The 10,673-nt window shown below is 42.2% G+C and carries 12 protein-coding genes; 9 read left to right on the top strand and 3 right to left on the bottom strand.

Going from position 1 to position 10,673, the window contains the following annotated elements; genetic code table 11:
* Nucleotides 1-149: 149 nt before the first annotated feature.
* From A5875_RS08765 to A5875_RS08755, 3 genes are read left to right on the top strand one after another with little or no spacing between them, the layout of a single operon-like run.
* Entirely contained in the window at nt 150-1,979 is a 1,830-nt protein-coding gene (locus A5875_RS08765; protein ID WP_088933235.1) for a glucose PTS transporter subunit IIA, read from the top strand.
* 14 nt (nt 1,980-1,993) lie between these two features.
* Entirely contained in the window at nt 1,994-2,647 is a 654-nt protein-coding gene (locus tag A5875_RS08760; RefSeq protein WP_088933234.1) for a bifunctional 2-keto-4-hydroxyglutarate aldolase/2-keto-3-deoxy-6-phosphogluconate aldolase, read from the top strand.
* A complete protein-coding gene (locus tag A5875_RS08755) occupies nt 2,640-3,635 on the top strand; it encodes a sugar kinase (protein ID WP_088933233.1) in 996 nt (331 codons plus the stop codon). The genes A5875_RS08760 and A5875_RS08755 overlap by 8 nt, the downstream gene beginning before the upstream one ends.
* A gap of 42 nt (nt 3,636-3,677) precedes the next feature.
* On the opposite strand, the gene A5875_RS08750 is transcribed toward A5875_RS08755, so the two are convergent.
* Nucleotides 3,678-5,252 (bottom strand): MFS transporter, encoded by a 1,575-nt coding sequence (locus A5875_RS08750; protein WP_088933232.1) that lies wholly within the window; start codon nt 5,250-5,252, stop codon nt 3,678-3,680.
* 306 nt (nt 5,253-5,558) lie between these two features.
* Here A5875_RS08750 and A5875_RS08745 point away from each other — a divergent pair, with 306 nt between their 5' ends.
* Entirely contained in the window at nt 5,559-6,062 is a 504-nt protein-coding gene (locus A5875_RS08745; protein ID WP_242551237.1) for a signal peptidase I, read from the top strand.
* 32 nt (nt 6,063-6,094) lie between these two features.
* Here A5875_RS08745 and A5875_RS08740 read toward each other — a convergent pair whose 3' ends face one another.
* Both A5875_RS08740 and A5875_RS08735 read right to left on the bottom strand, forming a co-directional pair.
* The gene (locus tag A5875_RS08740) at nt 6,095-6,415 is read right to left on the bottom strand and encodes a hypothetical protein (RefSeq protein WP_088933230.1); all 321 of its coding nucleotides are present in this window, start codon (nt 6,413-6,415) and stop codon (nt 6,095-6,097) included.
* Between the two features lie 210 nt (nt 6,416-6,625).
* Nucleotides 6,626-6,991 (bottom strand): ACT domain-containing protein, encoded by a 366-nt coding sequence (locus tag A5875_RS08735; RefSeq protein WP_088933229.1) that lies wholly within the window; start codon nt 6,989-6,991, stop codon nt 6,626-6,628.
* A gap of 130 nt (nt 6,992-7,121) precedes the next feature.
* Between A5875_RS08735 and A5875_RS08730 the strand changes: the two genes are divergently transcribed.
* The 5 genes from A5875_RS08730 to A5875_RS08710 all read left to right on the top strand — a co-directional run bounded on the left by A5875_RS08730 (nt 7,122) and on the right by A5875_RS08710 (nt 10,546).
* A complete protein-coding gene (locus A5875_RS08730) occupies nt 7,122-8,075 on the top strand; it encodes a zinc-binding dehydrogenase (RefSeq protein ID WP_088934660.1) in 954 nt (317 codons plus the stop codon).
* 151 nt (nt 8,076-8,226) lie between these two features.
* Complete coding sequence (locus A5875_RS08725) at nt 8,227-8,523, top strand: hypothetical protein (RefSeq protein WP_088933228.1); 297 nt, start codon at nt 8,227-8,229, stop codon at nt 8,521-8,523.
* A 107-nt stretch (nt 8,524-8,630) separates the two neighbouring features.
* Nucleotides 8,631-9,515 (top strand): helix-turn-helix transcriptional regulator, encoded by an 885-nt coding sequence (locus tag A5875_RS08720; RefSeq protein WP_088933227.1) that lies wholly within the window; start codon nt 8,631-8,633, stop codon nt 9,513-9,515.
* Nucleotides 9,516-9,581: 66 nt separating this feature from the next.
* Nucleotides 9,582-10,211: a GyrI-like domain-containing protein gene (locus A5875_RS08715; protein ID WP_088933226.1), complete on the top strand. Its 630-nt coding sequence runs from the start codon at nt 9,582-9,584 to the stop codon at nt 10,209-10,211.
* Between the two features lie 68 nt (nt 10,212-10,279).
* Nucleotides 10,280-10,546, top strand: a complete 267-nt coding sequence (locus tag A5875_RS08710; RefSeq protein ID WP_088933225.1) for a Na+-transporting malonate decarboxylase, carboxybiotin decarboxylase subunit, madB — start codon at nt 10,280-10,282, stop codon at nt 10,544-10,546.
* Nucleotides 10,547-10,673 lie beyond the last annotated feature (127 nt).

Genomic DNA, 10,673 nt, shown 5'->3' with positions numbered 1-10,673 from the left:
ATAAATATTTAACAAACGTTGATATAAAGCTGATTATTTTTGTTTTTAGATAAAAAGGACTGGTTTTACAAGTGTGATGGACCATGCTACTATGTGTGTGAAAACGGAAACACGTTTCAGCGCGTTTCGAAGAATAAGGAGGAAAAAAAGTGAAGCATGAAGATGTAGCAAAACAAATCATTAAAAATGTTGGCGGTGCAGACAATATCAATAATGCTTGGCATTGTATGACCAGGCTGCGTTTCAATTTAAAAGACGAGAAGCAGGTTGATTATGAAGCGTTAGAGAAAATACCGAAAGTCGTCGGCACGAAATATCAAAGCGATCAGCTGCAGGTAGTGATCGGAACAGATGTGGCCGATTACTTTGCACCAGTCGCCAAAGAGTTAGGTCTTGATGAGAACAGTCAGCAGGATACTGGTGAGAAAAAAGGTGCCGTATCATTATTTATGGATACCGTTTCAGGTGTATTCGGTCCGATCGTACCTGCAATCGCAGGAGCCGGCATGATCAAAGGATTGATGGCAGGACTAGTGGCATTGAATGTGATCTCCAACCAAACAGATACGTATTTGATCATTGATATGATCGCCAGCGGTGTCTTTACGTTCTTGCCATTCTTTGTAGCTGCTTCGGCTGCTAGAATCTTTAAGACGAATCAATATTTGGCAGTCGCGATTGCTGCGATGCTGCAGTTTCCAACGATGACCAACGCAGTTGCTGAAGGCTCCATCTCAGCATTCAAACTATTCGGCGTGATTCCTGTACCGGTCTTTAACTACGCAGGTACAGTTATTCCAATCATCTTTGCGGTATTAGCACTAAGCTATATTTATCGCTGGGTCGATAAGGTGCTGCCGCAGGTTTTACGAACTGTCTTTACGCCGACAATTTCATTATTTGCCGCAGGGTTAGTTACTTTGACCGTGATTGGGCCAATCAGTATCCATCTAGGAAACTTATTAGCGGCGGGTGTTGCTTGGCTGTTCTCGATCTCGCCAGTCTTGGCCGGTATCGTGGTAGGAGCGATTCGTCCAATTGCAATCTTTACAGGTTTGCACCATGCGATGACCCCGATCGCGCTGCAAAACTTTGCCAATCAAGGCTATGATATGCTGATGCCGATGATGTTCATGGCAAACATGGCGATCACAGGTGCTACTGCTGCGATCTATACGAAAGTAAAATCAAAGGAAGAAAAATCACTTGTGCTATCTTCTGCTGTTTCCGGTCTATTAGGAATTACTGAACCAGCACTATTCGGGATTTTATCAAAATACAAGAAGGCCTTTATCGCTGCGACTGTCGGCAGTTCAGTAGCTTCAGCCTTTATCAGCTTCTTCGGTGTTCGAATCTACGGCTATATCTTATCAAGTATTTTCAGCTTGCCGGCTTATATTGGACAGTACTTTATCTTTGCTGTTCTTGGTATTTTGATTGCATTGATCTCTTCATTTGTCATCACTTATATGCTAGTTCCTGAAGAACAAACAGAAGAAGACGATTTTACTAATGAAGTGGATTTACATGCTGTTGCTAAAGGCAGCTATGTTCCATTGGAAGATGTACCCGATGAAGTCTTTTCAAGCAAAATGATGGGTGACGGCTTTGCAATCAACTCAGTCGACGGCGCAGTATTCGCACCAGTTACTGGTACCGTGACCACTGTCTTCCCTTCAAAACATGCAATCGGGATTAAGACTGCAAATGGCGTAGAAGTCCTGGTTCACATGGGAATTGATACAGTAACACTAGATGGAAAAGGTTTTGATGTGCCAGTGAAGGTCGGCGATAAAGTGACTGCTGATACGAAAATCGCTCAAATGGATCTAGAATACATCCGCAGTCAAGGCAAGGAAACAATGATTATTGTAGTCATCACGAACATGGATCGCGTCTTGAAATTCTCAGGCGAAAGAAATCTAGAAGGTCAACATCAAGCGGGTGCTTTATTAGAACGCGCACTGCTGAATGGATAGGGGATAATAAGGAAATGAAACGAATGGAAATCTTGTCACGATTAGAAAAAGCCGGAGTGATTGCAGTAGTTCGGGGAAAAGACCAGACCGAAGCAGTCAAAGCCAGCCACGCGATCATCGCAGGCGGTGTGAAGGGGATCGAAGTGACCTTTACAGTGCCAAATGCCCAAGCGGCGATCCAAGAACTGGTTGAAACTTATCAAGGACAGGACGTGGTCATTGGCGCCGGAACAGTGCTGGATGCAGTGACGGCACGTCTTGCGATTATGGCTGGAGCAGAATTTGTGGTTAGCCCAAGCTTTGATTCGGAAACGGCAGAACTATGCAATTTGTATCAGATTCCTTACCTGCCGGGCTGTATGACGATTACTGAGATGCAGCAGGCTCTAAAAAGCGGCGCGGATATCATCAAGCTGTTTCCAGGCAGTGTCAGCGGCCCAAGTATGGTTTCAGCGGTCAAAGCCCCATTGCCTCAGATCAACCTGATGCCGACAGGCGGTGTCAATCTTGAGAATATGGAAACGTGGTTTAAAGCAGGCGTTGTAGCCGTTGGTGTTGGCGGCAATCTATTAGCACCGGCAGCAGTAGGCGACTTTGCGAAGGTAACTGAGATTGCGCAGCAATATGCAGCGAAACTTGCGGAGATTCGAGGACAAGCCAATGGCTAAGATCGTTTGCTTGGGAGAAATTATGCTGCGTTTATCTGCCGAAGCAGGTACTCGCCTTCATCAAGCTCAACAATTAGACGTATTTTATGGAGGCGGCGAAGCAAATGTCGCTGTCTCCTTAGCTAATTTTGGACACCAAGTGCAGTTTGTCAGCAAGGTAGCCGACAATGGTTTTGGACAAGGGGCGGAACGGCATTTAAGGAGTTACGGAGTAAAGACAGATTACTTGCTTAAAGGTGATGGCAGATTAGCCGCTTATTACGTGGAGCAAGGAACAGGACAGCGTGCTACTTCGGTCATTTACGATCGTCAGAATTCCGCCTTTGCGTTAGTGAGTGAACTGGAATGGACGCTTGACGAATTATTTTCTGAAGTAGATCTTTTTCATATTTCCGGTATCACGCCCGCTCTGTCTGAACAGTGGCAACTATTAACTCTTGAGGTAATCAAGGCAGCTAAAAAAGCCGGTTGCAAAATCAGCTTTGATTGCAACTACCGCCAGAATCTCTGGAGCCAAGAAGCAGCCGGGACTTTTTTAACCAAGGTCTTGCCCTTGGTTGATTATTGTTCCGCCGGAAAAATGGATGCGATCTACTTATTAGGGATTCCAGAAGCTGGATCAGCTGCTGCATATTATTATCAGAAAATGCAGGAGCTGTTTCCTAATATCACTGCCTTTTATTCGACAAAGCGAATCGTTCATTCGACTTGTGTCAATGAATTACAGGGGACTTTGTGGCTCGATGGCGTTTGTCATACCTCGAAAAACCATCAGATCGATCCAATCATTGATCGCATCGGCGGCGGGGATGCCTTTACTGGTGGAGTATTGCATGGCCTGCTTAACGATCGTTCACCGGATGAGATCATTGAATTTGCCACCGCGGCTTCTGTCTTGAAACATACGGTAAAAGGTGATTGCAATCAATTCAGCGAATCTGAAGTCTGGAAGTTTGTCCAAAGCGACAGTGCAAAAATTGAACGCTAAAAAATCAGGAAACGGTCTTTTAAAGACTGCTTCCTGATTTTTTTATAGCTCCAATGTAATTTTAAAGTATTGCTGCTTTTCCTTATTTTGCCACTGCCACTCGCCATTTGATTGTTTGACGGCATGCGCCAGTTCTTCGTGCTGATCTGAAGGAGCAGCTGCGGCAACAGTTTCATCAAAAGAATGGCGCGTGAAGGTACTCGTATTACTTTCGATAATCAATTGTTCCTGCTTTTGCTGAATGGAAATGTCGACAGCACCAAAACGGGAATCTGTCAAAAATTTCTCGAACAGCTGGATCAATAGACCGAGATTTTCTTCATTCAATATTTCGCTGTCCTCTTTGACCTCCAGCCGACAGGAGAAGAATTTTGCTTGTTTGCGAAATTCCTTTTGATAATACTCCTGCAGTTGTTGAAGCAAAAGAGCTAAATTAGGCGCTTGACCACTCCATGCGGCTTCCTTTTCAGTGAGCAGCTTAAAGGTCGTCAGCAGGTTGCTTTGCTTTTCTTGCGCTAATAATAGCTGCTGCTTTTTCGCCTGCTGTTTGATCCGATAGTGCTGGATAAAGCGGATATCCTCTTCAAAATGATACCCGCTGATCAAGAGCATCAGCCCGCCAAACAAAATCAATGGCCAATCTGTCGTTAGGTTAGCGGCTCCGGCAAACAGCTGGATGTAGAAGAAGCAATGGATAAAGGCTGCCATGATGATGCCCGGTGAACAAATAGTATAGAAACGATTGTGGTCAGCCGATTCAGCTAGAGCGATCGCTGATGTATAAAGTGTCATGAAGACATTAAAGCCGCTAAAAATCTGCACGGCAATCGGCAACGATAATTTTCCAACAACGATACATAGCAAGCCAAAGATTAATAAAAAGACCTGCGAACCGACACCGTAGAGATAATAGTGCTGATATTTTTTGGTTCGCAGCAAATAATAATTGGTCAAAAAAACTGGGATCAGGATCGCCGTCAAATTATAAAGAATCGACAACGTTTTAGGACCAAATAAGGTACTGAGCGGAACGTTTAGAACGATCGATTGCACGCCCACTAAGAATGTAAAACCAATCAAGATTAATGATGAAATCAGACTTTTGCGCGAGGTACTAGGCTTTAGAAACAGCAATACCAACATTAAAACGATCAAGGTCGAGCACATGACCAGCAGCAAAAACTGCGGCAGAGAATGCAGAATAAAAAAGCGGCTTACATCTGCTGCTTCACCGATAAATACACGGGCAGGAATCCCAGCATAATATTCATAGGGTGTTTTTGTGATGACCCGCAGCTTCTGTCGCTGATAATTCTTAGGTAAGTGAATCGTCGTTTGTAAAAGGCCGGGCTCCTTTTGCTTTTCAGTCGCTCCGTATTTGTAGATCAGCTTTTCACCAACATAGATGGCGAGCCATTGATGATTGGTTCGCACGACCAGTTGAGGGTCCTTAAGCTTCATGTCTAATTGCTGCTGCATGATTAAGGAATTATTTGGATGCACGTTGCTTAAACGTTGGTCCGTTTTCCCGAAAATATAATGATCTGAATGATCCTTGATAATAAAGGTCCAGCGAGCCTTCAATTCTTCAACGTTTGTTTTTTTAATCTCATTCATAATTTTAATGCTGGCAAATGAGACTGCTAGTAAAATAACGGATATTATTAAAATCAAACTGCGCTTTGATTGAATTTTAGTTAAACGCTTTTTATATGTATTCGCATTGATGAAGCAACACCCTTTCATTTAAAAAAAGAAAATAAATAGTTTAGAATTCTATGATAATAGTAACATATCAAGGGTTTCATTCAAATTAAATTCGAAATTTTATTCAATTATCTACTAAAAAATAGATTTTTTTGAGGAATGTGATATGATGGTAATAAATGATTTTTCTTTTTTATGGAGGTGGAAGGAGACTTTTTGAAAAATAAAAAAATAACGACTGTATATGCTGTTTCGATCTTTCTGGTGTTTCTGCTATCGATACTGACGATTGTTATTCCTAAAATAATGGATGTTATGCCTTATGTGATTTCAGATAGTGAGATGGCCCCCGAGTATAATCAGGGCGGGTTGGTTTTTGTAAAGGATGTGACGGAGCCGATTCATGTTGGCGATACGATTACCTATTACGAGAATCAAGGAAAGGCGATCAAGACGCGGCGAGTCTTAGCTGTAGACCACAATATTGACGGCTACTTTGTTAAAGGAGATAATTCCGATAAAGCGGAGATGGGGCTGGTCCATGAACGGAATTTGATCGGCAGGCCGCATTTTTATTTACCTTACATCGGTTTTTTGGCAGATACTAAGGCGATGAACCTTTTAAAAAGCAGTTTATTTATCGCAGCCATCCTGATGACTCTTTCTACTTTAATTTTCCAAACGGAATTGAAACAGAAATTACGGCAGCAAGCCGAATAAAAAGACCTTCATAATCGAAGGTCTTGATCTATTTAATAGGACAGACTCAAGGTTTCTTTGAGTTCATTTTTTGCTTCTTGCATTTCTGCTTTGACTTCATCGTGACTTTCTTTTAGCGCTTGTTTTCTTTCTTTGCCGCTTTCCTTCAGTTCGCTTTTCACTTCTTTAGAAGCTTCCTTTATCTCATCTTGGCTGTCGGCTAAGTCATTCTTGAGTTCATTTTTCACTTCTCGCAACTCTGTCCGCATTTCTGATTTCCACACTGGACGGAAAATGTAACGGTTCACTGTCATTAATCCAATGCAGGCAATCCCCAAAATCAATACCGTAATATCTAATCCATTTCTTTTCATTTTATATATCCTCCCGTTTTCTACCAACCGTAACAACCAACGCTATTTTTTCTGCTTTATTACTACACTCTCATAATAAGAGATAATCGGAAGCGTTTCGTCCAACCAAAGCCCTATTTTCTTCTCGGATAAAAGGCTGGAACGGCTGCAAAAAATGACAAAGACATGAAAAAAGAGCCCATCATAGGCTCTTTCGAGGATTTAAAAATCTCACGAGACAAAATATCCGCCTTCACGCAAAGCCGCAGCAGCAGCCTCATACTTTTCAGTTTTGATCAAAATATAATCGGTATTGTAAGTGGAGACAGCAAAAATACTAATTTCGCGATCCGCTAACAGCGACGCAATTTTGGCGAGAATTCCCACAAGGCTGAAATCCAACACGCCTTCGATCTTAAACCCTGTCCAACCGTCTTCTTGTTCAAGCGTATCAGCAGGAACGTTATCAGTGGCAGAAACAATCGATGTTTCCTCATCAGTCACGCCGATAAACAATGGTTGCTGGCTCAGGTCAATCATTTTTAAATCGGACACTTTGTAAACAGATAGAGCTTGCGGTAAAGTTACTAGTTTCATTAATGGTGCTCCTCTCATTAAACTAAGATCATTTAAATCTATCAGAGCGGAGGAAGGAATGCAATCCGATATTTTGCTGAAAAATTTTCGTCATAGTATAGTTGAGGAAATAACTAAAGGAGCCTCTGTCATGAAAGCATTGTATTTTGAAAAATTTGGCGGCAGTGAAGTGTTGCGATATGGAGAAATCCCTCAGCCTGTCATCACCGAAAACGAAGTATTAGTAAAAGTGGATTACATCGGTTTGAATTTTGCGGATATCTATCGTCGCAGGGGAACCTATCATATTGAAAAACATGAGCCGTATATCAATGGATACGAAGGTGTTGGAGTCATTGTTGAAATCGGTGCAAAGGTAACGAGACAGCAAGTTGGCGAAACGGTTCTATTTGTAGATGTACCGTTCGCCAACGCAGAATATGTTGCAGTCCAAAGCGAGCAGGCGATTCAGCTGCCGACCGAAATCGACAGTCAATTAGCCGCAAGCATCGGATTGCAGGGGATGACCGCCGATTTTCTTGCCCACGATCTTGGGAAAAATAGTCCGGGAGAAAAAGTCTTTATCACAGGAATCAGCGGCGGCGTTGGTCAAATACTTTCCCAAATGCTGGTGGCTGATGGGATCGAAGTCTATGGTTCGGCATCATCGGCAGAAAAACAAGCATTAGCATTATCCCATGGAGTGAAGCAGGTTTATCCAAGCCGGGAAACCTCTTGGGTTAAAACGCTTGAGGGGAAATTTGTGACGGCATACGATGGTGTCGGCTCCACGCTCCAGCAAAGCTTAGCGTTGATCCAGCACCGTGGGAAAGTCGTATTTTTCGGCATGGCAGGCGGCGATCCAGTAAAAATCGATCCGGTTGCTTTGATGTCAGAATCAAAAAGTATATTAACAGGCGATCTATGGGATTACCTGACCAGCTATGAGGAACGAAAAATACGCAGCGAGCGCTTGTTCAGCTACTTCGCCAAAGGACAAATCGACATCAGCGAGCCCACTGTGTTTTCACTAGCAGATGGCAAGCAGGCTCACGAATTTTTGGAGACGGGCAAAAGCATCGGTAAAGTTCTGCTCAAACCTTAAAGACATATTGTTACACCGTTTGAAAAACCAAACGGTGTATTTTGTTGCTCAACTACGGATAATAATTTCAGTGAATATGGTTGAAGATTATACCATCACTAATGATAAAATAGATAATAACTGTAAAATCTATTTTCCGGAGGTGGGTCAAATGAAGGATAAAAAACAACTAGCTGTTAAGAGCCTTTTCGTATTATCTGTGATTGTTTCGATTTTATTGGGTTCAATGAGTATCATCGATCTATTTACCGAATATGTGATCCTAGGTACTGCTGGAGCTGTCGCGGCTTATCTAATCATTTTTCGGAAATACTATTTTCTTTCTAACTTAATCAGCTCAAGCGAAAAAGAGTACACCGCCTTTGAACTTAAACTGGGGAAATTTACCGGTTACGCTTGTCTGGCTATCTCATCGATCTTTTTCATCGTAGCATTTTTAAACAAATAAAAAATTTCCCTTGCTTTTCTCAAAATGGACTTGAGAAGCAGGGCTTTTTTATAACCTGACACAAGGTTGCAGGTTCTAGCTGGTATACTAAACATGGAGGTGAGGGCATGGCCGAATACCGATTATTTCAGATGGTTTATTACTTAATGGATAAAGGAAATACCACTGCACCTGAGTTGGCAGAAAAATTCGAGGTATCGATCCGAACGATTTATCGAGATATTGATATCTTAAGCGCTGCGGGAATCCCTGTTTACACAACGCAGGGAAAGGGCGGCGGAATTTTCCTGCCTGAGAATTTTGTCCTGAATCGTTCATTGATCTCAGAAGAAGAACAAAATCAAATACTGACTGCCTTACAAGGATTAATCGGCGTGGACGAGCAAAGCAATCAGGCATTATTAAAAAAGTTAGGCAGTGTCTTTCAAAAGCAGACCACTAATTGGATCGAGATCGATTTTTCCGATTGGAATCCGCAAAATGAATCGCTGTTTCAAACCTTGCAAAACGCCATTTTCCACAAAACGCGCATCAAAATCCACTATTTTAGTCGTGAAAAAACGGGATCTCAGCGCAAAGTAGAACCGCTAAAGCTTATTTTTAAAGCCAGAGAATGGTACCTCTACGCCTATTGCTGTGAAAAACAAGACTATCGCCTCTTTAAACTTAAACGAATCAGAGAACTTCAATTAACGACTGAAACCTTTGATCGTGAGGCACCAGAGAAAGTCCTTCAGCCAGGAAAAATCTATACGGCAGAAAAAACTCCGATTCGCTTAGCTTTTGCTCCAGAGCTGGCGTATCGTGTGTACGAAAATTTTGACGCGGTTGAAGAAAAAGCCGGTCGTCTAATGGTCACGGTAGAATATCCTGTGAATGACAGCTTATATAGTTTCCTGCTATCGTTTGGTGGACAAGTGGAAGTCCTAGAGCCAGCGTCTGTCCGAAATGAATTAATCAAAAAAATCGATCAATTGAAAAATCTTTACTAAACCTGACACGAGCTTGCAGGTTACACTCATTATAATGAGCTTAAAGTTGAAAGCGAGGGAAAAGACATGAAGTATGAATGGAAAAAACAGGAAAAGCACTTATATGGTGTTAAGAAGAAAGCAGAAATTGTGAAGGTACCACCTCAAAAATTTCTCACGATTATGGGCGAGGGAAATCCTAACAACCAAGATTTTTCTGAACGAGTAGGCGTTCTCTATCCAGTAGCATGGAATATCAAGATGGGCTTCAAAAAATTTTATAAGGAACATCCCGAACTGCAGGCTGATTTTGAGTATTCCGAATTTGCGATCTTCCCATTAGAAGGTATTTGGTCAACGAAGAATGTCGATGATATTACGGACAAAGAAAGCTTTGAATACAAGATCATGCTGCGTCAGCCTGACTGGATCACTCAGGAAATGTTCGAAACTTCTGTTGCTGCAGTGGCTAAAAAAGAGCCTAATGAACTGCTGCAGGAGCTTTGTTTTGAAACGATCGAAGATGGAACTTGTGTCCAAATTCTGCACCTTGGTTCTTTCGATGATGAACCAGCGTCATTTCAGAAGATGGATCAATTGGTCAAAGAGAATGGCTGCACACGCAAAAGTTACCAGCACAGAGAGATTTATCTAAACGATGCCAGAAAAACAGCGCCGGAAAAACGTCGGACAATTTTGCGGTATCAAGTGGAGTAATTCTTCCAAGCACAATCTTCGTCTTCCTTCAGGCTTTCTAGTATAGTGGGTCTGTAGGAGGTGGAAACATGGAAAATCTTATCTTGATTGGACACATTATTTTTGGGATTGCTTCATTTGTAGGCTCTTTATTATTGACGATCGGTTTTAGAAATTCTTTCGCCAAATTGACAGGGATCCAAAAATCAGGAATCGTTTTAACGGTTGCGAGTCTTTTCGGTACGATCGCCTTTGCGATGTTGACGAAGGGCAATGTAATGGGGGCAGTCCTATTTATCGTATTAGGTCTAGCAATGTGTGTGTTGCTTGTAGCTCCAAAAGCTGTAAAAGAATAAAACCATGCGCTCAGAGAATTTTTTCTGAGTGCTTTTTTGTGTCTATTAAAGCAAAAACTATTAGGAGTCAACATTCCTAACGATTTAAATACATCACAGCAAGGATTTTATTCTACCGACCGTCCGA

This window comes from Enterococcus sp. 3H8_DIV0648 (assembly GCF_002140655.1).
In the GTDB taxonomy this organism is placed as follows: Bacteria; Bacillota; Bacilli; order Lactobacillales; family Enterococcaceae; genus Enterococcus_A; species Enterococcus_A hulanensis.
Note: the sequence above shows the minus strand (reverse complement) of the source record. Positions and strands in the feature narration are given on the sequence as shown.

What these genes read in the sequence shown, in the direction of transcription:
- A5875_RS08760 (WP_088933234.1), top strand. Translation starts at nt 1,994, where the DNA reads ATGAAACGAATGGAAATCTTGTCACGATTAGAAAAAGCCGGAGTGATT.
- A5875_RS08755 (WP_088933233.1), top strand. Translation starts at nt 2,640, where the DNA reads ATGGCTAAGATCGTTTGCTTGGGAGAAATTATGCTGCGTTTATCTGCC.
- A5875_RS08750 (WP_088933232.1), bottom strand. Translation starts at nt 5,252, where the DNA reads ATGAATGAGATTAAAAAAACAAACGTTGAAGAATTGAAGGCTCGCTGG.
- A5875_RS08740 (WP_088933230.1), bottom strand. Translation starts at nt 6,415, where the DNA reads ATGAAAAGAAATGGATTAGATATTACGGTATTGATTTTGGGGATTGCC.
- A5875_RS08735 (WP_088933229.1), bottom strand. Translation starts at nt 6,991, where the DNA reads ATGAAACTAGTAACTTTACCGCAAGCTCTATCTGTTTACAAAGTGTCC.
- A5875_RS08730 (WP_088934660.1), top strand. Translation starts at nt 7,122, where the DNA reads ATGAAAGCATTGTATTTTGAAAAATTTGGCGGCAGTGAAGTGTTGCGA.
- A5875_RS08725 (WP_088933228.1), top strand. Translation starts at nt 8,227, where the DNA reads ATGAAGGATAAAAAACAACTAGCTGTTAAGAGCCTTTTCGTATTATCT.
- A5875_RS08720 (WP_088933227.1), top strand. Translation starts at nt 8,631, where the DNA reads ATGGCCGAATACCGATTATTTCAGATGGTTTATTACTTAATGGATAAA.
- A5875_RS08715 (WP_088933226.1), top strand. Translation starts at nt 9,582, where the DNA reads ATGAAGTATGAATGGAAAAAACAGGAAAAGCACTTATATGGTGTTAAG.
- A5875_RS08710 (WP_088933225.1), top strand. Translation starts at nt 10,280, where the DNA reads ATGGAAAATCTTATCTTGATTGGACACATTATTTTTGGGATTGCTTCA.